The sequence below is a fragment of the Paenibacillus sp. JT31N17 genome (assembly GCF_056269255.1).
Genome location: NZ_JBWDNP010000008.1, coordinates 79,719 through 102,363 on the forward strand (window position 1 = coordinate 79,719; position 22,645 = coordinate 102,363).

The 22,645-nt window shown below is 54.9% G+C and carries 20 protein-coding genes; 19 read left to right on the plus strand and 1 reads right to left on the minus strand.

All coding sequences use genetic code 11. The annotated features are described in order from the left end of the window. Nucleotide 1: 1 nt before the first annotated feature. Nucleotides 2-1,609 (plus strand): response regulator transcription factor, encoded by a 1,608-nt coding sequence (locus AC0YOB_RS23455; protein WP_475794815.1) that lies wholly within the window; start codon nucleotides 2-4, stop codon nucleotides 1,607-1,609. A gap of 130 nt (nucleotides 1,610-1,739) precedes the next feature. Here the strand turns inward: AC0YOB_RS23455 and AC0YOB_RS23460 are convergent, their stop codons facing one another. Further along, nucleotides 1,740-2,513: an IclR family transcriptional regulator gene (locus AC0YOB_RS23460; RefSeq protein ID WP_475794816.1), complete on the minus strand. Its 774-nt coding sequence runs from the start codon at nucleotides 2,511-2,513 to the stop codon at nucleotides 1,740-1,742. 428 nt (nucleotides 2,514-2,941) lie between these two features. On the opposite strand from AC0YOB_RS23460, the gene pxpB reads away from it, so the two are divergent. The 18 genes from pxpB (at nucleotide 2,942) to AC0YOB_RS23550 (ending at nucleotide 22,496) form a co-directional block, all read left to right on the plus strand. Beyond that, nucleotides 2,942-3,700 (plus strand): 5-oxoprolinase subunit PxpB, encoded by a 759-nt coding sequence (gene pxpB / locus AC0YOB_RS23465; protein ID WP_475794817.1) that lies wholly within the window; start codon nucleotides 2,942-2,944, stop codon nucleotides 3,698-3,700. Continuing rightward, complete coding sequence (locus AC0YOB_RS23470; protein WP_475794818.1) at nucleotides 3,697-4,776, plus strand: 5-oxoprolinase subunit C family protein; 1,080 nt, start codon at nucleotides 3,697-3,699, stop codon at nucleotides 4,774-4,776. Before pxpB ends, AC0YOB_RS23470 begins: the two co-directional genes overlap by 4 nt. Further along, nucleotides 4,748-5,524 carry an ABC transporter ATP-binding protein gene (locus tag AC0YOB_RS23475; protein ID WP_475794819.1) on the plus strand — a complete coding sequence of 259 codons (777 nt, stop codon included), beginning with the start codon at nucleotides 4,748-4,750 and terminating at the stop codon, nucleotides 5,522-5,524. The genes AC0YOB_RS23470 and AC0YOB_RS23475 overlap by 29 nt, the downstream gene beginning before the upstream one ends. A gap of 56 nt (nucleotides 5,525-5,580) precedes the next feature. Next, complete coding sequence (locus AC0YOB_RS23480) at nucleotides 5,581-6,384, plus strand: ABC transporter permease (protein ID WP_210046314.1); 804 nt, start codon at nucleotides 5,581-5,583, stop codon at nucleotides 6,382-6,384. Between the two features lie 78 nt (nucleotides 6,385-6,462). Beyond that, nucleotides 6,463-7,539 carry an ABC transporter substrate-binding protein gene (locus tag AC0YOB_RS23485; protein ID WP_475794820.1) on the plus strand — a complete coding sequence of 359 codons (1,077 nt, stop codon included), beginning with the start codon at nucleotides 6,463-6,465 and terminating at the stop codon, nucleotides 7,537-7,539. Between the two features lie 42 nt (nucleotides 7,540-7,581). Next, the gene (locus AC0YOB_RS23490) at nucleotides 7,582-9,006 is read left to right on the plus strand and encodes a UbiD family decarboxylase (RefSeq protein ID WP_475794821.1); all 1,425 of its coding nucleotides are present in this window, start codon (nucleotides 7,582-7,584) and stop codon (nucleotides 9,004-9,006) included. A gap of 143 nt (nucleotides 9,007-9,149) precedes the next feature. Further along, nucleotides 9,150-9,923, plus strand: a complete 774-nt coding sequence (locus AC0YOB_RS23495) for a LamB/YcsF family protein (RefSeq protein ID WP_475794822.1) — start codon at nucleotides 9,150-9,152, stop codon at nucleotides 9,921-9,923. Nucleotides 9,924-9,954: 31 nt separating this feature from the next. Next, the gene (locus tag AC0YOB_RS23500; RefSeq protein WP_475794823.1) at nucleotides 9,955-11,652 is read left to right on the plus strand and encodes an FAD-binding protein; all 1,698 of its coding nucleotides are present in this window, start codon (nucleotides 9,955-9,957) and stop codon (nucleotides 11,650-11,652) included. Between the two features lie 22 nt (nucleotides 11,653-11,674). Beyond that, nucleotides 11,675-11,986: a 2Fe-2S iron-sulfur cluster-binding protein gene (locus tag AC0YOB_RS23505; protein ID WP_210046309.1), complete on the plus strand. Its 312-nt coding sequence runs from the start codon at nucleotides 11,675-11,677 to the stop codon at nucleotides 11,984-11,986. 72 nt (nucleotides 11,987-12,058) lie between these two features. Next, nucleotides 12,059-12,904, plus strand: coding sequence for an FAD binding domain-containing protein (locus tag AC0YOB_RS23510; protein WP_475794824.1), 846 nt, complete (start codon nucleotides 12,059-12,061; stop codon nucleotides 12,902-12,904). A gap of 23 nt (nucleotides 12,905-12,927) precedes the next feature. Further along, nucleotides 12,928-13,887, plus strand: coding sequence for a substrate-binding domain-containing protein (locus AC0YOB_RS23515; protein WP_210046307.1), 960 nt, complete (start codon nucleotides 12,928-12,930; stop codon nucleotides 13,885-13,887). A 24-nt stretch (nucleotides 13,888-13,911) separates the two neighbouring features. Beyond that, entirely contained in the window at nucleotides 13,912-14,397 is a 486-nt protein-coding gene (locus AC0YOB_RS23520) for a (2Fe-2S)-binding protein (protein ID WP_475794825.1), read from the plus strand. Further along, nucleotides 14,394-16,631 (plus strand): xanthine dehydrogenase family protein molybdopterin-binding subunit, encoded by a 2,238-nt coding sequence (locus AC0YOB_RS23525; RefSeq protein WP_475794826.1) that lies wholly within the window; start codon nucleotides 14,394-14,396, stop codon nucleotides 16,629-16,631. Before AC0YOB_RS23520 ends, AC0YOB_RS23525 begins: the two co-directional genes overlap by 4 nt. A gap of 78 nt (nucleotides 16,632-16,709) precedes the next feature. Further along, a complete protein-coding gene (locus AC0YOB_RS23530) occupies nucleotides 16,710-17,831 on the plus strand; it encodes an XdhC family protein (protein WP_475794827.1) in 1,122 nt (373 codons plus the stop codon). Beyond that, on the plus strand, nucleotides 17,824-18,432 hold the full coding sequence (locus AC0YOB_RS23535; protein ID WP_475794828.1) for a nucleotidyltransferase family protein: 609 nt from the start codon (nucleotides 17,824-17,826) through the stop codon (nucleotides 18,430-18,432). Before AC0YOB_RS23530 ends, AC0YOB_RS23535 begins: the two co-directional genes overlap by 8 nt. Before the next feature lie 167 nt (nucleotides 18,433-18,599). Then, nucleotides 18,600-19,544, plus strand: a complete 945-nt coding sequence (locus AC0YOB_RS23540; protein ID WP_210046302.1) for a serine O-acetyltransferase — start codon at nucleotides 18,600-18,602, stop codon at nucleotides 19,542-19,544. A gap of 105 nt (nucleotides 19,545-19,649) precedes the next feature. Continuing rightward, entirely contained in the window at nucleotides 19,650-20,243 is a 594-nt protein-coding gene (locus AC0YOB_RS23545; protein ID WP_475794829.1) for a GNAT family N-acetyltransferase, read from the plus strand. A gap of 159 nt (nucleotides 20,244-20,402) precedes the next feature. Continuing rightward, complete coding sequence (locus tag AC0YOB_RS23550; RefSeq protein ID WP_475794830.1) at nucleotides 20,403-22,496, plus strand: class I SAM-dependent methyltransferase; 2,094 nt, start codon at nucleotides 20,403-20,405, stop codon at nucleotides 22,494-22,496. Nucleotides 22,497-22,645 lie beyond the last annotated feature (149 nt).

The window sequence follows — 22,645 nt, forward strand, 5'->3', positions numbered from 1 at the left end:
AATGCTCAAAGTGCTGATTGTCGATGATGAGCCTTCTAATATTACAGGGCTTATCCGCTATATCAAATGGCAGGAGCTGGGCTATGACGATCCCGTTTCGGCGGAATCGGGGGAAGAAGCGCTGGAGCTGATGGGCGAATCGTCCTTCGATGTGCTTATTTCCGATGTGTCGATGCCCGGTATGAACGGCATTGAGCTGGTAGCGAAGGCCAAGACGCTTTATCCGCAAATTCAGGTTCTGATGATCAGCGGCTATAACGAATTCGAATTTGTCCAGGATGCCATTCATGTCGGCGCGCAGGCGTATGTGTTGAAGCCGCTCAAGCTGGATGAAGTGTCAAGCCGGCTGACTGCGCTTAAGGTCACATTGGATAAGATGCGGAGTGTCGTCGAGCAGACCAGCGATCTGGAGAAAAAGGTATCGGGAAGTCTCCGGCTTGTGAAAGAGCGCTTCGTCAGCGATTTGATTGCGGAGATCCCCCAGACCGAAGAAATGCTCTCATCCTGGAGCAGCCTTATGGAGCTGCCGGGAAGCATCCGTGGTCTATGGATCATGGTTATCGGACTTGATCATTTTCTGTCTTCAGGCAAGGATGCCAGAGACAGAGTGCTTCTTGGAAGCGGCTTCAGAAAAACCGTAGACGTTGGCTTGTCCGATCTGGAGCAGCTCTACATGGCGCAGATTGCCCCGGATGAAATAGCCGTTCTGCATCTGAACCCGACACCCGGGGAGCGGGTGAGGGTCGAGAGGCAGTTGCAGTTCATCCAGAAGATGATGCTGGAGCAGTACAGCGCCACGGTAACCGTCGGCTGCAGCCGGATGGGGAGCCAGTGGAACGAAGTTCCTCTGTTCTACAAGGAAGTCAAGTTTATGATGGCGCAGGCTCGTCTTATTGAAGATGGACAGATTATCCGGCATGAGAACAGGGATTCGACAGAATTCAAGGACTTCCGCCTGCGCGAGGAGTTTATGCCGAGCGTCGTAAAGCTCATGGAGTCGGGCGACGTGAAGGCGGTCGGCGATTATATGAATCAGATCTTCGATCTGCTGCAGGCCCAGGAGACGTTTTCCTTCTCTTATGTGCAGGCGTTTGGCATGAATTTTCTCAGCGAACTCGTTCGAACCCTTAAGCCAACCAACGGATCCGACGGGGAATTGAATATCCTGATGTGGCGCCGGCTGCTGGACTGCAGCAGCACAGGGCAGATTATCGAGCTTCTGATCGAGCATGTGGACCGATATATGTTGATCGACAAGAAGGAGCACAGCAACCAGCAGCACAACCTGATCCGGAAGGTAGCCAGCTTTATCGGGGAACGGGTACAGGAGAATTGGACCGTCAAGCAGCTTGCCGAGCAATTCAATCTGAACGCCAGCTATCTCAGCGTATTGTTCAAAAAGGAAATGGGCAAGACCATCTCCGATTTTGTCCAGGAAACCCGCATCCAGCTTGCCAAGGAGCTGCTGCAGGATCCCAATATTAAGGTGTATGAGGTCACGGAAAGGGTCGGCATTCAAACCTCCGCCTATTTCATCTACTTGTTTAAAAAATGGGTCGGCTGCACGCCTCAGGAATACAGAGACTATCATTATTCAACCCGCGACTAGCTGCAGGCATTCTCAACGAAAGGTCCGACCCGAACTGAGCTGATCCGATAATTGGCTCTATCGAACAAACTCCGAAGCAAAAAGAGGAAGGCGCGGGGCCATCCTCTTTTTCTGCTGTTCAATGAATCCGCTAACGGGTAATGCCGACAGGAGTCGTGCAGCCAAGCCGGCGGGATACATCATCCGCTGCATGCTTCACCTTGAGGATCAGGGCGGGCAATTGCTCCTCCCCGAATCGTACATTAAGCCCCGCGATACTGATCGCCGCTACGATTTGATCGGAATGGTCGAAGATAGGCGCGCTCAGCTCTGCCGTATAGTTCTCAAGCTCGGAGCGGCTGAAGCTGTAGCCTGTCTGTCTGGACAGCTCCAGCGCCTCGCGCAGCTTCTCCTTGCTCAGGATGGTTCCCGAGCCGATCGGTTTCAGCTCGACCTCTTCCAGATACGCCTCTCTCTCATTCTCCGGCATAAAAGCTAGAAAAATCCGCGAGGACGCCCCCGCATACAGGGGAGCCTTCCTGCCAATTTTTGTGAACAGTCTGACGGGATGATCCGTATCCAGCTTCTCGATATAAATGGATTCATGGCCATCCTTCAGGATGAGGTGGACCGCTTCTTCGACATCGTCGCGCAGCTTCTGCATGACCGGCAGGGCAATATGCCTGATGTCCAGCCGTTCCGCGACCAGATTCCCGAACTGCAGAAACATAAGGCCAAGTGAGTATTGTCCGTTCTTATCTTTATGCAGAAATCCCATTTCTTCAAGCGATCCGATCATCCGGTGGACGGATGTTTTGGGCACGCCGGAGTGCTGCGAGATTTCATTAATGGTCAGTCTCGTATGGGTCAAAAAAAGATTAAGCAGATCCATGGACCGGATGATGGTTTTGTTTTTATTTAACACTTTTTCCTCCTGTGCTGCGCGCTGCTTATTCATTTCCATATTCAAAATATCGCCTATCCAGTATACACCAAAATGGCTGGGAGAATGAATCATGCCTGGTTGACATAACATAAATCGACAAAAAATTAATTTCCTCTTGATTTTTGCTGATTACCTACTATAATGATCGTATATATCGGGTTTCAAAATTCGGATATAACATACCGAAATTCGGAATTTAATTATATAATATGGCTACCCGAATGACAAAAGGCGGTGAATTGGAAGAGCGTTACGCTTATCTTTTTGCTTTCAATCTTCAGGAGGTTGTTCATGACATACAATACGAATCGTTATGAATCATTGAGATTATCACCGATGCTGCCGGGCAGGGTATTATTCCCCACCGGCAAGGATGGGTTTAATATGCGAAGAGGTGTCGTTCCGGCATGATGAACAGCGGACTGACCCCTTCAGGGGAAGTAAAGATCGTTCCGCTCGGCGATTCCGGGCTGATTGTTAAATTAGGGGATGTCATAAGTCTGGAGACCCACAAACGGGTCAGACAGCTATCCGACTATCTGGAGCGCCATCCTTTTAACGGGCTGATCGAATACGTGCCGGCGTTCACGTCGGTTGCCATCTATTACGAAGGCTTGACGCTGATGACGGAATATGCGGATGAGGTGGGGCAGGAAGACAGGGATTTCCCCTTTCAAATCGCTGCCGCATTAATGAATAACATTATTTTGCAGCTGAAGGATATTTCCGACGGGCCGGAGAGGATTGTCAATATACCGGTATGCTACGGCGGCGATCTTGGACCGGATCTGGATGCGGTGGCAGATCATAATGGATTATTGCCCGAAGAGGTGATAAGCATTCATACATCTTCGGATTATCTGGTATACATGCTCGGTTTTGCCCCGGGCTTTGCTTATCTGGGCGGCATGTCGGAGCGGATCGCAACCCCGCGCAGGCCAACCCCGCGACTGTCGATACCGGTTGGAACCGTAGGAATCGCGGGAGACCAGACAGGGGTCTATCCCATAGAAACGCCGGGAGGCTGGCAGCTGATCGGCAGAACCCCTACACGATTGTTTCTTCCGGAGCTTATGCCGCCAACCTTGTTAAAAGCGGGTGACATCGTCCGCTTTTATCCGATTCCGCGCATGGAGTTCGATCAATGGGAGGAACATAAGTCATGAGTCTGTTGATAAACAAACCCGGGCTGTTGACAACGGTTCAGGATTCCGGCAGATTCGGCGTTCAAAAATACGGCGTTGTCGTAGGCGGGGCCATGGATTCCTTCGCCCTGCGGGTGGCCAACCTGCTGGTGGGCAACGAGGAGACGGACGCGGGTCTGGAGATTACTATAATCGGTCCGGAAATCCGATTTGAAGGTCCGGCTCTGATCTCCATATGCGGAGGCGATATGTCCCCAACGCTGAATGGTACGCCCCTTCCCTTGTGGAGAACGATATACGCGCCGGAGGGAAGCCTTCTGAAGTTCGGCAGGATGAGCCGGGGCTGCCGCTCCTATCTCGCGGTTGGCGGAGGACTGGATGTGCCGCTTGAGATGAACAGCCGTTCGACTTATCTGCGGGCGGGAATAGGCGGCTTCCAGGGCCGCGCGCTTCGCCTTGGGGACGAGCTTCCCATCGGCAGCATGTCCGCCCGCAGTTTGAGCATGCTCGACCTGCTGGCGGCCAAAGCGGACGAATCCGGCGCTGTCAGCCACTGGTCGGTGACGCCGGATATCCTTCCGCCTTATTCCCCGGATCCGACGGTGCAGGTTATCGTCGGGGAGGAATACCAGTTGTTCACAGGAGAGAGCTTGTCCAATTTCTTCAGCGAGCCCTATGCGGTTCAGCCGCAATCCGACCGGATGGGCTACCGTTTTGCAGGAAGCAAGCTGGAGCTTAAGAATAAGGCGGAGATGATATCCGCAGCCGTAACGTTCGGAACGGTTCAGGTGCCGCCGGATGGGAATCCGATTGTGCTAATGGCCGATCGCCAAACGACCGGAGGTTATCCGAAGATCGCGCAGGTCATCTCTACAGATCTGCCGCTGCTGGCCCAGGTCAATCCTGGCGGCAGGGTGCGTTTTCAGGCGATTTCGCTAAGAGAAGCGCAGAAACAATACAGGCTTCGCGAGCTTGCTATCCAGACGCTGCGCAGCGGACTGGATCAACTGCAGTCCCATCAGGGACCGGCAAGGGTAGAGAAATCAGTAGGGGAGAAGGTCATCACGCATGGAGAACAGCAATCGTCCGAAACTTGAGATTCGGGATTTAAAGGTAGAATATTATACAAAAACTCAAACCACAGTTGCTTTGGAGAAGGTGCAGCTGTCGGTGGCGGACGGGGAATTCGTCTCGGTGGTAGGACCCAGCGGCTGCGGCAAATCAACGCTGCTCAAGGTTGTATCCGGCCTGCTCCAGCCGGCTGTGGGAGCGGCCTACATTGACGGTCAGATGGTTCAGGGTGTTCCCGATCAAGTGGGGATGGTGTTTCAGAACGACGCCCTGCTGCCATGGAAGACGGCTTTTGACAATGTCCGGCTTCCGCTTGAAATCAAAGGATTGCCAAGGGACGAGCAGATCAGGGAAGCGGAGCGCCTGCTTAAGATGGTCGGACTGGAAGGATTCCGGGACTATCATCCCAAGCAGCTATCGGGCGGTATGAGGAAGCGGGTGGCGCTGGCCCGCACCTTTGCTTATGATCCGGATATTTATTTGATGGACGAGCCGTTCGGCCCTCTGGATGCGCAGACGCGCGTCAAGATCGGGGAAGAATTTCTGAAGATATGGGAGAAGGTCGGCAAAAGCGTATTGTTCATTACCCATGATATTGAGGAAGCCATCGCATTATCCGACCGGGTCATCGTCATGTCTGCCCGTCCCGGACGCATCAAGGCCGAGTTCAAAATCAATCTGAAGCGCCCCCGCCCTTTTTACGATATCCGCTTCGATCCCGTATTCAAGGAGCTGCAGAGGGAAATCTGGAATCAAATGTCCAACGAAATATAAGCCTCGCTACCGGGAATGCAAGTCAAGCTACGTAAAATTTTTAGGAGGCTTTGAACATGTCATCAAAATCCAAAGTCGTTACTCCCGGACCCCGCTCGTCAAGGCGCGGCGAGGCTGGCAATACAGCCATTTGGCTGGGGAGAATCGCAGTATTCATCGTGACTGTGGGTCTATGGGAGCTTCTGTCAGGCAGAGCCTTCAATTCCTTCTGGGTCAGCAAGCCTTCGCTTATAATCAAGCGGATATATGATATGACGGTCGACGGTGATTTATGGTTCCATATGAGCGTCACGCTGCAGGAATCGATTGTCGGACTTCTGATCGGGATGGTTGGAGGAACGCTGCTCGGTATTCTAATTTCCTTCAGCGGTATTTTTCAAAAATGGATTTATCCATATGTTATGGCCTTATACAGCCTGCCCCGGGTGTCGCTTGCCCCGCTCTTCATCGTATGGTTCGGCATCGGCATGTCCTCCAAAATCCTGATGGTTGTCGCCATGGTCATCTTCGTGGCTTTCTATAACGCCTATGAAGGGGTAAGGAATATTGACAAGGACCTTCTGGACATGATGAGTACATTCAAGGGCAGATGGAACCACAAGCTCAAATGGGTGGTGTTTCCCTCCATTACCGTCTGGATATTGACCAGTTTAAGGCTGAATATCGGAATGGCCCTGATTGGTTCCGTTATTGCCGAGCTGGTAGGGGCAAACAGAGGTCTGGGCTTCTATATCTCCTACTCGTCCAACATGCTGGATACGACGGGGATATTCACCGGACTCGTGCTCATTATGATCATCGCGGTAGTGCTCGAGCAGATTATTATCCAGCTTGAGCGGCGGTTGCTGAAATACCGTTAGGCATCACGATCCAATCAAATCCTAGAGGACAGATTGGGGATTCAAATATAACTTAACCGTAAAGGGGAGGAAACAGCTGTGAGAAGATCCAGATTTGCAATACCCGCATTGCTCGTGCTGATCATGATCGTATTGAGCGCATGCGGCGGCAATAATGCGCCAGAGAATAATGCTCCGGCCAATAACGCTCCGGCCAATAATGCCGGTTCTGGAACAAACAACACAGGAAGCGAAGCCGGGAATACCGGCGCCAACGCTCCGCAGGAGGATGTCACGATCCGTCTGGGCCTTGTAGGCGGCGGGATGACTCCGATTATTACGCAAATCGGCATCAGCGACGGCTCTTTCGAGAAAGCGGGCATCCACATTGAAGAGAAGGATTTCACAGCTGGCGCCGATATGGTCCAAGCCCTGGTTGGAGGAAGCCTGGATATTACCCTGGGATCCTACGAGCATATTTTGAGACAGCAAAAGAACGGTCTGGGTGTTAAAGCCTACGGCGAGATTTTCAATGGCGTCGGCTACACCCTGATTGTGAAGAAGGATTCCAAGTATCAATCGCTGGAAGATTTGAAAGGCACGACGCTTGCCGTCACCAAGGTAGGCAGCTTGTCGGACACCGGACTTCGCGAAGGTCTGAAACAGGCCAATATCGATGCGGATAAAGACGTTCAAATCATTAACGGAGGCAGCGGGGCAACGATGCTTGCGGCAATCCAGAGCGGCAAGGTCGCCGGGGGAATGGTGTCGGAGCCGACGATATCCCAAATGCTCGCTACAGGCGAATACCGGGTCCTGTATGATCCGCCGTTCGAATACGCTGGCATTATCATTACAGCCAAGACGGATTGGGTAGAGAAGAACACGGAAACCATGAAGCGTTTCCTGGCAGTCAACAATGAAATTAATGAACGCGTGCAAAAAGATCCATCCATTGCTGTAGCGGCCATGCTGAAAACATTTGATCAAATACCGGAGGATGTCATGCAGTCCGCGGTCAAAAATCAATTGGCGAAGGTTCCCGCAGGCTTGAAGGTCTCCGAGGCGGGTGCGGAAATCGTACAGCAAACCCAGCTTGATCAAGGCATTCTTACCGAGAAGATTCCATTCGAACAAGCGGTGGATATGTCTTTGCTTCCAGCAACAACTCCTTAAGTCGCAAGTTTAATAAGTCCGAGCAGAAAGAAGGTAATCGCAATGGCTAAAGATTTACGAACATATCTGGGGCAGCTATCGGAATACGATTCCCAAAGCATTCGCGTAGTGGACAAGGAAGTGGACCCGAAATTCGGGATAACCGCGTATGCTGCGGCGCTGGCGGAGAAAGGCGACTATTCGGCCCTGCTGTTCGACCAGGTCAAGGGCTCCGGTCTGTCCTGCGTATCGAACCTGCTGACCTCTTATGAGCGCATCGCGCTGTACCTGGGCTGCGAGGTGCAGGATATTCCGCGCGTTTACGGCGAGAAGCTGCAAAAGCCGATTGACCCCGTCGAGATTGACCGTTCCCGGGCGAAGGTCAAAGAAACCATCATTTCCGAGCAGGAAGTGGATCTCTCCAAGCTTCCGATCCCTGTCCACAACGAGATGGATGGCGGACCGTACTTATCAGCGGGTGTCATGATTATTCGCGACCCGGACACCGGACTTATCAATGCGGGAATTTACCGCCATCAAATCTTCAATGAACGCGATATGGGCGTATGGTTCCTCGGCGCTCATCACGGCGGATTGATTTACAAGAAGTACAAGAAGCAGGGCAAGCCTGCTCCGATCGCGATTGCGATTGGCCATCATCCCGGCTTCGTCATGGGCTCCGTTTCCCGCGTACAAGGGATCGGCGGCGAATATGAAGCGGCTGGCGCGCTTATGGGCGAGGCTCTGGAGCTGGTTCAGGCCGAAACCTCTGACCTGCTTGTGCCTGCGCATGCGGAAATCATACTGGAAGGCGTCATTCTTCCGGATGAGGATCACAAAGAAGGACCGTTCGGCGAGTGGCCGGGCCACTATCTGGGCGGCGGTTCGGTGCCGACGATCCGCATTACGCGCATTACGCACCGGAAAAATGCGATTTTCCAGGATATCGTCGCGTCAAGCCGCGAGCATCTTGTCGTGGGCGGAGTGCCCCGCTCCGGAAGTATTTATCAGACGGTCAAAGAGGTCGTACCCAGCCTGAAAACCGTCAACGTACCGTTCTACAGCCGGATGAACTGCTATATCTCTTTACATAAAGAGAGGGATGCGGACGTGAAAAAGGCGGCGTTCGCCGCCCTGAATACCGAGCCGGAGAATCTGCGGCATATTGTCGTCGTGGACGAGGATATTGACGTCTTCAACGGCGAGGAAGTGGCCTGGGCCATCGGAACCCGTTTTGACGCGGAGCGCGACCTGCTGGTCATTCCCAAATGGAACGGCCCGGGCGGCCTGCTGCCGACGAACTGGGATTATAACGCGGAGGGCAAGAATACCCCGCGGATGTCCAGCGCGGTCATCGTCGATGCAACCAAACCGGCCCCGCCGGTCATATTCCCCAAACGGGCGGTTGTGCCGCGGGAGCAGGTGGAGCTTGCCGATCTGCAGGCTCTGCGCGAGCTGAACAAGGAAGAGAAGGACAAGTGGCTGTAAGGCATTCAGCTGCAATATAAGCTTTATCAAGCCTCAAACGACGCGGCGGACCGGCTGTTATCCGGTTCTGCCGAATGCGTTTGAGGCTGCCCTGTTTCATGCGGGCGGAATGCAAGCTGACAAAAGAACGGGAGGAAGAAACAATGAAGGTTGTGGATTTGAACTGCGATATGGGTGAGAGCTTCGGCGCATACAAGCTGGGAAGAGACGCCGAGGTGCTCAAATTTGTAACCTCGGCGAATATCGCCTGCGGATTTCATGCCGGCGATGCGGCTACCATGCGCCGCACGGTCAAGCTGTGTCTGGAGCATGGCGTAGCCATCGGCGCTCATCCGGGACTTCAGGACCTGATCGGCTTCGGACGCAGGGACATGGATATTTCGCCGGAAGAAGCCTATGATATCGTCGTTTACCAAATTGGCGCATTATGGGGCTTCGTGCGGGCGGAAGGCGCAAAGCTTCAGCATGTGAAGGCGCATGGCTCTTTATATAATATGGCGGTCCGCAATGCCGCGCTGGCGGAGGCGATTGCCGAAGCGGTATACAAAGTCGATCCTGAGCTTATTCTGTTCGGGCTTGCAGGCAGCGAGCTGATCACAGCCGGCCGCAAGGCGGGGCTGCAGACGGCGAGCGAGGTATTCTCGGACCGCACCTACCAGGCTGACGGCTCGCTGACCTCCAGAAGGCTTCCTGATTCGGTCATCACCGACGACGAGCGGTCGCTCAATCAGGTGATCCGGATGGTATCCGAGGGGAAGGTGCTTTCCCAGCAAAAGACCGATGTTGCCATACAGGCGGATACGATCTGCGTTCATGGGGATGGCATCCATGCTGTAGAATTTGCCGAGAAAATCAACCGTTCATTAACGGCAGCGGGCATAACCGTCCAGCCGCCGGGAGCAACGCCGAGCCGGTGAGCTTAAGCAGACAGAGAGGAGCAAATCGCAAGTGGAAACATTGCATTTACAAACGGATGTGCTGATTATCGGGGCCGGCGCAGCCGGCATGATGGCGGCAAGAGCGGCGGCAGATGAAGGCGCCGACGTCATTCTGACGGATAAAAGCCTGATCGGCCGGGGCGGTGCCACCATATTGGCCCAGATGACCGTAGCTGTTGCTTTGGGGGAAGCCGAGGAAGACAATCCTGAAGTTCATTTCGAGGATACGATGAAGGGCAGCCGTGGAATGGCTGACCCGGCGATCGTCCGCGCGATTGTGGACAGGGGGCCGGAGGTCATCCTGGAAGCGGAGCGTTATGGCGTGAAATGGGCCAGAACGCCGGATGGCAAGCATTCGCAGGCATTCGCTCCGGGCCATTCCAAAGCCCGCTGCGTCTATGTGGATATTCTCAATACGGGCGGAGCAACTTCTGCCGGATTGAAGAAAGCGATCTGGAAGGACGCGAAGATCAAACGGCTGAAGAACATTATGATTACGAAGATCGTCGTTGAAGAGGGACGCGCGGTCGGGGCGGTCGGTTTTGAAATGGAGAATTACCGTCCGGTAAGCATCGCAGCTTCATCCGTCATTCTGGCCACCGGCGGTCTGACGGAAGTGTATGAACGCAACAGCGCCTCCACCAATATGACCGGAGACGGGTATATTCTCGCCGTAGAGGCGGGAGCCGAAGCGCGTGATATGGAGATGGTGCAGTTCTTCCCGATTGCGCATCTGTTCCCGCCGCTTGTCGGAATCGATCCTATCATGTGGGATCCATTCCGCTACAAGCTGGGGGGACGGCTCCTGAACGGGAACGGCGAAGAGTTCATGGACAAGTACAACGGCGAGGTTGCCGGAAAATATACCGCCGCGCGCGATCAGACGACACTGGCGATTTTCCGGGAGGTTGAAGCGGGAAGGGGAACTCCGCATGGCGGAGCCTATCTTGATTTCCGCATGGTGCCCGAGGAAAAGCTGAGGGAAGCCTTCGGGCCGGTCATCGGCATTTTGGCGGATCAGGGTGTGGACTTGACCAAGGATATGGTTGAGGTGGCGCCGATGGCGCATTTCATGCTGGGCGGGATTCAGGTCGACGACAGCATGAGAACCCGCGTCCCGGGTCTTCTTGCCTCAGGCGAGCTGATTTACGGCATGCATGGCGCGAACCGTCTCTCGGGCAATGCCATCACGGAAGCGCTCGTCACAGGGCGCATCGCGGGAGAAACGGCAGCCCGTGAACGGGGCGGCGCGAATCCGGCCGCTGTCAGTCAGGCGTTGAATACGGAGCTTGTGCGTCTGGCGCAATTCTGGCATCCGCATCCGGTGGAGCGGGACACCGCTTCGCTGCAGGCTTTCAAGCGCAAGCTGCAGCAGGTGATGTGGAAGGGGGCAGGTCCGCTGCGTACGGAAAGCGGCTTGCTTGAAGCACTGGAGCAGGTCCGCGGGCTGCGCGCCGAGCTGCAGGCGATTTCGCTGGCCAAGCAGCAGACGTATGCCCTGACGCTGGTCGAGAAGCTGGAGGCTGCCAATTTGCTGAAAATCGGCGAGTCGATCATTATGGGCGCATTGGACAGAAAAGAATCCCGCGGCGCTCACGTCCGCCTGGATTTTGAAGATATGCTGGACGTTCCCTTCAGCTCCACCTTCACTTTGGATGGGGACGGGGAATGGGTAATCGGGCAAATTGAACTGCCTGTTAAAGCTTGAATAACATGAGAGGAGAAATCACATGTCGATTGTCAGTTTGAACGTGGTCCGGGGCGATGCCGCAACAGGGGCTTCCCTGGAGCATTTCGAGGTCCCTTATCGGGAGGGAATGAGCCTGCTGGATGCGATTTTCTGGATAAGGGAGCATAAGGATCCTTCCCTCTCCGTAAGGTACTCCTGCCGGTCCGCCAATGCCTGCAAGGAATGCTCGGCGATCGTGGGCGGCAAGGCGGGCTATCTCTGCAGCATCCGCGCGGTGCCGGGCAGCGAGGTCACAATTGAGCCCTTGGCTGCACTCCCGTGGATCAAGGATTTGGCTACTTCGCTGGAATAGCCGGACTCTTGCCGGGGTTTCCGGCGAGGCTGCCGTCAACCGTGCATTCATCATACGTTGAGGAGGAAAACTATGGCCTGGCTTCAGCCCCGCAGCTTGACCGAAGCGTTGGAGCAGCTTCAGGAGCGCAAGCCCCGTATCGCATGCGGGGGAACAGATCTGTTTGTTAACGGACAGAGAAGAGAGTCCGAGAGGACGGGCATGGATTGGCTGGATTTGCGGAACGTGGCCGAGCTGAGAGAGGTCAGCCGCCATGAGGACGGTCTTGAGATCGGCGCAGCCGTTACAGCTGCCGAGATATGGGGCAGCGAAACGTTCAGCATCGTTCCGGCATTGCAGCAGGCCGCACAGATCGTCGGCGGCTGGCAGATCCAGAACCGGGCCTCGCTGGCCGGCAATGTGGCTAATGCTTCACCGGCGGCCGACATGGTGGTGCCGCTGGTTGCATACCGGGCCGAGGTAAGGCTGGCTGGAGCTGACGGCTCCCGCAGCGTGCCGGTTGAGGAATTTATAACCGGACCGAAGCAGACCGGATTGCGCGAGGGAGAGATCATCACTTCCCTGTTCATTCCGGAGAGGATGCTGGGTATTCCGCAGATTTTTCTGCGCTATGATCAGCGTGCGGCGACCGATATCTCAATCGTCTCCGTCGCGCTGGTGCTTCAGGGCAGCGCAGGACAGGTCGAGTGGGCCACTGCCGCCATTGGCGCAGCAGCGCCCAAGCCGTTCACATTGAATGCCGAAGAAGAGCATTTGTGGAACGGAGAGCTGAATGAGGACAAGCTGGAGCAGCTTGGCGATTTGTATGCGCGCCGCAGCTCGCCGATTACGGATATAAGAGCAAGCGCGGAATACCGCCGCTCTTTGGTTGGAACGCATATTAAACGGGCTGCCCGTTTGCTGGCAGGGAACCTGTAGATATAGGTGGGAGGAGAAAAAGGATGACAGAGAACAAATTAACGATAGCGATGTCCGAGAGCGACCGTACCCTTAAGCTGCTGACCGGAGCCAAGCGCATACCTGGTTTTGACCTGGAGGTCAAGCAGGAAAGCATCGAGGATATATTCGTCAATCAGATATCCCGGGCTGTATACGATGTGTCCGAGCTTTCGCTGGCATCTTATCTGATTGCCAAGGGCGGAGGTGACACCCGGCTGACAGCCATTCCCGTATTTCTGTCGCGTTCATTCCGGCACAATGCGATTTATGTCCGTTCGGACAGCCCGTACAAGCATCCATCCGAGCTGAAAGGCCGCCGCTTCGGCTTCCCCGAATTTCAAATGACCGCCGCAGTTTGGGTCAGAGGCATGTTCAGACATGAGTGGGGCATCGGCAATGAGGATATCCAGTGGTTCACCTTCCGTCCGGAGCGTGTTCCTGTCGACATCCCGGCTGTATTGACGGAAGGGGATATTTTCGAGGCGCTGGCGGAAGGAAAGGTCGATGCGATTATGTCGGCCCGCCGTCCTCCCGCGAAGCTGTTTGCCGCTTCCGGAGAAGGGGGAGTTCTTCGCCGCCTGATCCCTGACGTATGGGATGTGGAGCGGGAGTATTACGGGCGCACCGGGATTTTTCCGATTATGCACCTGGTCTCGATGAAGGAGGAAACAAGCACCCGTCACCCTGAGCTGCCCCGGCAGCTGTACGAGCTGATGCAGGAAATCAAGAACGAGGGGATTGGCGGACTCCTGGAGACGATCAAGAACAATACATCGAATCCGTTTGTCTGGGAATCTGTTGAGCAATCCATGGAGCTTATGAACGGAGATATCTGGCCCTACGGTACGGACAAGAACTGGGGACAGATCCGGCAATTCATTACTTATTTGCAGGAAGACGGTCTTCTGAAGCGGGATCTGTCATTGGAAGAGGTTTTCCATGCATCCGTACTGGACACATAAGGATGGGAAGAGGTGCGCGTCAGAATGAATGGTGGAACCGATAGCCCGATTAAGTTGACGATTAACGAACAAGATACCGTCTGGCACGGAGAGGCGACAGATTCGCTTGCGGATGTGATCCGCGAAGGCCAGGGACTCACCGGAACCAAGATAGGCTGCCGCACCGGTGAATGCGGAGCCTGCACCGTTCTGCTGGACGGCCAGCCGGTCGTATCCTGCCTGATTCCCGCCGCTTCCGCCCAGGGGCAGAAGATCGAAACGATCGAAGGCTTGTCGCAGAAGAGTGAATTCCAGTCATTGGTGCAGTCCATGCAGGACAACGGCGGCGTCCAGTGCGGCTTTTGCACCCCGGGTGTTATGGTGACCTTATGGGCCTGGATGCAGAATCCCGGGCTGTTTGGCGGAGATGTGGGAGCCGCGCTGAAGAACAATTTATGCCGCTGTACCGGCTATCTTGGCATCATCAACGCAGCGGAGCAGGTCGTAGCAGCGAGAGGAGCGGCGCGATGAATACTGTCAAGCCAGCCATGAAGAAGTCTCCCGCCGATTTGAAATTGAAGCTTGAAGGACATACGAAATATGTGCATGATATGAATTTTCCCGGCCAGCTGTTCGGGGCCATCTACCGCAGCCCTTACCCTCACGCCCGGATTACCCGGATCAATGTGGACCGGGCAAGGGAAGTTGAGGGAGTCGTAGCGGTAATCACGGCTGATGATGTTCCCCATCATCAATACGGTCCGACCAAATTCAAGGACTGGAATATTCTTGCGAAGGACCGTGTGCTGTTTATCGGCGACGAGATTGCCGCGGTAGCCGCTGAGAGCAGGGAAGCTGCGCAGCGGGCGCTGGCTGCGATCGAGGTGGAATTCGAGCAGCTGCCCGGCGTGTTCGATCCCGAGGAAGCGATGAAAGCGGAGGCTCTTCTGCTGCATGACGATGTGGAATTCAACCGTCCCATGCAGATCGCACTGGAACGCGGAGATATAGAGGACGGGAAGCGGCGGGCTGCGGTCGTCAAAGGCGGCCGTTATCTGTCGAACCGCATTTATCAGGGGCATCTGGAGCCGATTGGCGTCCTTGCCAGCTGGTCGGAGGAGGAAGGCATCACGATCTGGGCGCCTTCTCATATTCCGTACCGGGCCAGAGAGACTTACGCGGCCGGATTCGGACTGCCTGAGGACAAGGTGCGCATCATTGTGCCGCCGATTGGCGGATCGTTCGGCTCCAAATACGTGCTCAAGGTGCATGTTATCGCAGCGGCGCTGGCGATGGCGGCCAATCGGCCCGTCAAGATTATTCTCGACCGTTACGAGGATATGATTACTGCGCATCCCCGCGTCCCGTTGACCTTTGATATCGAAATCGGGGCGGATGAGGAAGGCCATTTTGTATACAAAGACCTGACTGTATATGCCGATGCCGGGGCGAGGGTATACTGGAGTCCCAATGTGATCTCGACGGCGTGCACGCGGGCGGATAACATCTATCATTTTCAAAATGTGAAGTCGGCAGGGTATCTGTGCTATACCAACAACAGCCCGACGACCTGCATGCGGGGATTCGGCAATGCGGAGATGCTGTTCGCGGTGGAAAGCGTCATCGATGAAATCGCGCTGGAGCTGGGCATGGACCCCGCCGAGCTTCGCCTGAAAAATATCGTTCACGAAGGCGATACGACGATCCACGGCTACCGCCTCGATACATGCAAATTGGAGCAGTGCATCGAGAAGGTGAAGGAGATATCCGGCTGGAGCCGGCGCAGCGAGCTGCCGCCTTACCGGGGATTGGGGCTGGGGGTGGCGAACCATGTGTCCGGATTCCGCGCCATAGATCCCCGATTTGACGGCTCAACAGCCGTTGCACGCCTGAAGTCCGACGGTCAGGTGGAGATCGAGACCGGCGAGATTGAGCTTGGCCAGGGAATGTCGCTGTCCTATGCCCGGATTGCGAGCCGTACGCTGGGCATACCCGAGACGGAAATCCTGATCAAATCGGGGGATACGGGACGTTATCCGTTCGGCATTGGAACGCTTGCCTCCCGGAGCACCGTTATCGGCGGCAATGCCGTGAACAAGGCGGCCGAGTCCTTATTGAAGCAGATTGCCGACTTGGCAAGGACGGTTCTTGGAGAAGGAGCGGTATTCGAAGGCGGCTCTGTAATCCATGACGGGCGCATTTACCCGCTGAGCGAAATATCGGCCTGGTACCGCGCCCGCCACGCCGGCGAGGAAATGGCCGTCAGAGAAACCTATATCCCGGATACGGAGATGCCGGACGCCACTTATTACGGACATCCATCACCGAACTACCCTTTCGCCGCGCATGTCGCGGAGGTGGAAGTGGACCCTGATACCGGCCGGACCAAGGTTGTGGGTTATTGGGCTGTTCATGACTCCGGGACGATTATCCACGAGGTTATGGCCAAGGGGCAGGTGCTTGGGGCAGTAGCCCAGGGCATCGGCTGGGTGACGATGGAGGATCTGATTGTGAAGGAAGGCCGCGTGATGAATCCGTCGATGATGGATTACCGGATGCCGGGGGCTAAGGACATTCCGCAGATCGAGGTTGCTTTTATCGAGGATGCAGACCCACATGGACCGCTGGGCGCCAAATCGCTGGGCGAAGTGGCTCTGGATCCTGTGCCCGGGGCGATTGCCAACGCCATTGCCCATGCAACGGGCAAACGCGGTTATGCGCTGCCGTTATCGGCGGAACGGGTCTGGAGATCGCTGCATTCTTAGGTCGCGCTATCCTCTCCAGCCCTCGCGCACGCCGGGCAGCCGAAGAAGACAAGACAAGGGGCGGAGGTGACAACGGACATGGAGGAGATCCACCGTACTCTCCTGGAATATCAGGCGGAGGGCAGATCGTGCGTAGTGGCGACTGTGATTGATGTGGAAGGCTCCGCGTACCGCCGGGAAGGCGCAAGATGCCTGATCCTGGAGGACGGGGAAGTGACGGGCATTCTCAGCGGCGGCTGTATCGAGGAGGACCTGCGCGGCTATGCCGGCGAAGTCATGCGAACCGGCGGGTCGCGCAAGGTCTATTACGATTTCCGCGCGGGGGAAGACGATGTCTGGGGAACCGGCATCGGCTGCAACGGGGCCATAACCGTTTGGCTCGAATCATTCGATCCCATCCGTTATCCGGATGCAGCCCTCCATCTGCTGGAGGACCTGCAGAAGCGCGCGGAGACGCGCCTGCCTTATGAAGCCGTAACGGTTGTAACATCATCCGATCCGCAGCTCTGCCCTCCGGGCACACGCTGGACCCGTCCCGATGGAACGGGCGACAGTCCGCTGGGCGAAGGACGCAAGGCAGGGGTTGTGCCCGTATCACTGAATGGCATTCGGCTGGAGCTGCTGGTTGAAGCCATTACGCCGCGTCCGGAGCTGATCATTGTCGGGGTTGGCGACGATGCCCGGCTCCTGTGCAGCATGGCGGCGATGCTTCAATGGCGCGTCAGCATTCTGTACCACTTGACCGACAAAGCAAGCAAGGAGAGATTCCCGGAAGCGGATGACATCCGGATCATTCCGCGGCTGGGCTTTGAACAGGCGGATATCACAGGGAAATATGTCGTGGTCATGAGCCATAATCTTGAACTGGACCGCGAGGCGGTAAGGAAGCTGCTGACTGGGGATGTGGCCTATTTGGGGCTTGTGGGCTCCAAATACCGGCTGGAGCATATACTTGCGCATATACGGGCGCAGGATCAGAATTTTGACAGCGGGCTGCTCGACAAGCTGTATTCGCCGGTGGGCCTTGATATCGGGGCGGAGACGCCGCAGGAGATCGCCATGAGCATCATGGCAGAGGTTACGGCCTGCCGCAAAGGCCGATCCGGCGGATTCCTGCGAAGCAGCAAGGGGTTGGGGCTGTCCGCCGCTGCCCGTCATTTCCCGCCCATTCTTCCGGTAAAGGAGTCCCATCATGTCTGAGCAGATATGGGCATTGATTCTTGCCGCCGGCGCTTCGAGACGGATGGGCGAACCCAAGCTTCTTCTTCCGGCCGCTGAGGGCAGTCTGCTCAAGCAGGCCGTTCTTCGGGCGCTTGCAGCGGGAAACTGCCGGACAGCCGTCATTGCGGCGAAGAATGGTCCGGTGAAACGGGAGCATGCGGGGGATCTGCCTGTGGAATGGCTGGAGACCGACCGCTCGCATCTGGGTCTGGGCGCATCGCTTGCCGCCGGACTGGGGATTCTGGCAGCGAAGCATGCACCCAAGGGCCTTATCGTCCTGCTTGCCGACCAGCCTGACATGAATAGCGATATGATCAGAAGGGTCGCCGAGGTTTACCGGGAAAACGGCGGGTTGATTGTCCAGGCCCGTTACGGGAACCGGCCCGCACATCCCGTTCTGTTCGATGCGTCACTGTTCCCGGAGCTGCTAGCCCTCTCCGAGGATATCGGAGCCAAATTCCTGCTCCGCAAATACAAGGAGCAGGTGGTATATGTCGATACGCCAGAGGATGCGCCAGGGGATATCGATACCCCTGAGGAATACCGGCATTATCTTCGGACTGCCGGTTTGCAGCCATAAATCCCTTTTGACTCCCTCCATCTAAATGATGCATCCAAACATGCTTTACAACTGAAGCGATAGGGAATAAACTAGGCAAACAGGGGTTGCCGGTTTTTTCATCGCCCATGCGCGGCCCTGTTACATTCAATTTGGAAGCTTACGCACTCATTATAGAGGGAGATATCATGAGCCAAATATTTCATAAACAGATCGACAGTCTAGTTAAAGACATTGTTGCCAGTCATAGAGAGCACCCCCAGACCATTTCGCTTGATTCGGCTGATCTACCCAATAGAGACAGCATTATTGAGATTATCCACCTGCTCAGAGGCTTGTTGTTCCCGGGCTATTTTGGCAAGCAGAAGCTTAGCGACGCTACGATTGAATACCATATTGGCGATATGCTGATTAATATTCACGAGAAGCTTCATGAACAGCTAAGCTGCGTCCTTAAGCTGCAGGAGAGCCAGGATGGCGATTTGTGCCCGGATATCGGGAAAAAATCAGATGAGATCATCTATGCGTTCCTGAGCAAAATCCCGGAGCTGCGGACCGTACTGGCCACGGATGTCCAGGCAGCCTTCGACGGCGACCCTTCCGCCAAGGATACCAACGAAATCATTTTTTCTTATCCGGGGATTCTGGCTGTAAGCATCTACCGTATGGCCCATGAGCTATATTTGCTTTCCGTTCCGCTTCTGCCAAGAATCATGACGGAGTATGCGCACAGCGTAACCGGAATTGATATTCATGCGGGCGCCACGATCGGCAGTTATTTCTTCATCGATCACGGGACTGGCGTGGTTATCGGGGAAACGACAACGATCGGCAATCACGTGAAGATATATCAGGGGGTTACCCTCGGCGCTCTGTCAACCAGAGGCGGGCAGACCCTTCGCGGCGTCAAACGGCACCCTACGCTCGAGGATGAGGTAACGGTTTACTCCGGCGCTTCGATCCTGGGCGGAGAGACCGTAATCGGCAAAGGCGTCCTTATCGGCAGTAATGTATTCATTACCACATCGGTTCCGGTGGGGACCCGGGTAAGCGTGAAGAATCCGGAGCTGGTCTTTAAAGGCCATACACCTCGGGAATTTATTCAGGAATTCATCGCCGATTGGGTTATTTAACGGTTTGTTTTCCAGTGTTGGATGAAGAAGGATAAAAGATCAGGGGAAATCCTTGGTCTTTTTGTCTTTATGGGCGGATTCGGATAATCCGAATGAGGAAGAGGGGTGGAAAGCTTGGGCTGTGCCGGTGCGGTCATTCTCGAAACAGAGCGTTTGGTTCTTAGATGTTATCAGGATGAGGATCTGCCTGCACTGCATGATATCTTCGCGGAGCCGGGCATGATGAGCTTTTATCCGGCTCCTTTCACAAGCAGTCAGACCAAGAGCTGGATTGAACGCAATCAGACCCGGTATCTTAAGGATGGTTACGGGCTATGGGCGGTCTGCCTGAAGGAGACCAACGCCTGCATTGGCGACTGCGGGCTGGTTGCCCAGCAAATCGAGGGCAAACCTGAAGTGGAGATCGGCTATCATATAAAGCGGGAATTATGGTCGCAAGGGTATGCGACGGAGGCAGCCCTGGCTTGCCGGGATTACGGCTTTGGGCATTTGGGGCTTCCGCGGCTGATCAGCATTATTCACCCCCGTAATACGGCTTCGATCCGGGTTGCGGAGAAGCTTGGATTTGTCTGGCAGAAGGATGTCTATATATTCAATAATCAGCATTCGATTTATTCGGCAGCACGGGAGCGCACCACTCATCCATGTATCGTGGAAGTTGATCAGTCTGGTACTCCAGACTATTCTTCCACTAAGTAAATAATACCTTATTCCACATTAAAGCTGTTATCTTTGATCGGATATGCTTGCATTGTAGAAATAACCATAAAATTCCAAACGATATGTTTACTATATGTTACCCGTAACAAATGCGTATGGATATACGTCTATTTACAACCTGCTAACAGGAGGACCGGCATGCTCAAATCACTGTTTGCTATTGAAAACTACCGCCAGGATAAGCTGAATGATCCGGAGTCATATCCGTGGCTGCATTATATCGTCTCGGCCGAAGAGCGCATCGTCAATATGGAACGGATTGATTCGCTGGAGGAGCTGACGCATGCCAATCCCGTGCTGGATTATGTGGAGAGAAGCCTTCGCCTGCTGGACGCATCGGGAGTTTCCTTCTGGATGAAGGATGTGCTGGAGGAAGTCCTGATCTGGTCCGAGGCGGCCAAAGGGGGAACGTCCCGCGAGCGTATCCGCTGGCAGTCCGAGGGGATCAACTGCTACGTCCACAACATAGGCAGCGCGCAGCTGTATCTGCGGCACCACTCCGATTCCGACCCGGCCAATCCGGCCGACAGCAGAACCATTGTCATTCACCGGCTTATTGAGGGGCATGGGCTGATCGGCCAGCAAATAAGAGGCGAAGTGCCGGATTCCGAAAGCGTGCTGCTGTCCAGCCTTGTGAACGGGGAATGGGTTACAGGCGAGGAGCTGCAAAGCCTGCTGGTCACTTTGAATGCCTGCGTTATTGGCGCTGTTTCCCTGCCGCTCTGGAGAGAGGTGGAGGATGAGGTGAAGCAGCGCATCCATCAGGTGGCATACGATTATATGAACGGGGAAGCCGTCTTTGCCGACCGGCTCAGACGGATGAGGTCCTTATCCATCGGGCGCGGGGAAGACTTTGACACGGAATATGACAAGCTTGCGGGCTTGTATGATCTTGATGCGCTGTTCTCTCCTCTCTCCGGTACAACCTTCTGGTATGCGGAGCCAGCGCTACAGGATTTCTCGCTGGAGCAGTTTCTGAAAGTAATGGCGCTCACCTTGCCTGCGGGCAAGCATGGGGATGTGAAGCATATCAGCTTCGAGAAGCTGATGAATGCGATGTATTACGACTATAAAGGCGCCAAGAAAATCAATATCTACAAGAAGCGGATTATTGAGAAATACCTGGGCGAGCTGGAGTGGGCAGAGCTCCAAAGCGGACACTGCACCCTGGATAATCCTCATCTGGCGCATCATGCGGGGAGGAAGAAGGGGATACCGGATACGGTATTCTTCGAGTTCGTGTTCTCTCCTGCAGCCGGGAAGCTGATTGAATTTTGCATGGAGGCGGAGAAGTCGGCCATTTACGAGCAGGCTGTGCTGCTGTTGTTTGATCTGTTCGGGCTGCGCCGCGATGCGTATGACCGTTTTCATAATGAGGATGTTTATCTGAGCGATATGAATCGGACAGCCGGTTACAAAAGCGTGATTCTGGAGTATATCGTCGGAGAGCGGGTGCTGGATATTGGACCGGGCGGGGGTGTGCTGCTGGATCTGATAGAAGAGCGACTGCCGGACGTGAAGCCGGTCGGCATCGATATTTCCACGAATGTCGTAGAAGCCCTGAGCCGCAAGAAACAGCTTGAGAGCCGCCGCTGGGAGGTTATGCAGGGAGATGCGCTGAATCTCAAGGAATATGTGGAGCCGGGCACCATCGATACGGTTATTTTCTCCTCAATCCTCCACGAGCTGTATTCCTATATTCCGATAGGCGGCCGCAAATTTAACCGGGATACGATCGCAGCGGCCCTGCGCAGCGCATTCGATGTGCTGTCAGAGGGCGGGCGCATCATTATCAGGGACGGCATCATGACGGAGCCAGCGGAGCAGAAGCGGATCATCCGTTTTCTGACGGAAGACGGGATGCAGTGGCTCGAGCGGTACAGCAAGGATTTTGCGGGACGCCTGATCCAGTTCGAGAAGCTTGCCGGGGATAAGGCGCTTCTGCCGGTTAACGATGCGATGGAGTTTCTGTATACCTACACATGGGGAGAAGAGGCATATGTACATGAGATTCAGGAACAATTCGGTTATTTCACGCTATCTGAGTATACCGGATTTATTGCAGCGGAGCTGGGAGAAGAGGCGGTCATTCTGAAAAGCCGCAGTTACCTGCAGGAGGGATATACGGAGGCATTGGCGGGCAAAGTCGAGATTTCGGATGAGCAGGGCAATGCGGTTCCGCTGCCGGATAGTACATGCTTGATTGTGATTGAGAAAGCGGAGCGGCAATAGTTTTACTAGAAAGGGGAGTGCCTGGATAACAGGCATTCCCCTTATTTGTGTATGCCTTCACCCATACGATGAGCGAGGTTTGCAGTGAAGGATTCATGAGCGCAAGCCGCCGAATGAGGAGCAGGAACAAGTCAATCAGGTTTGTTTAC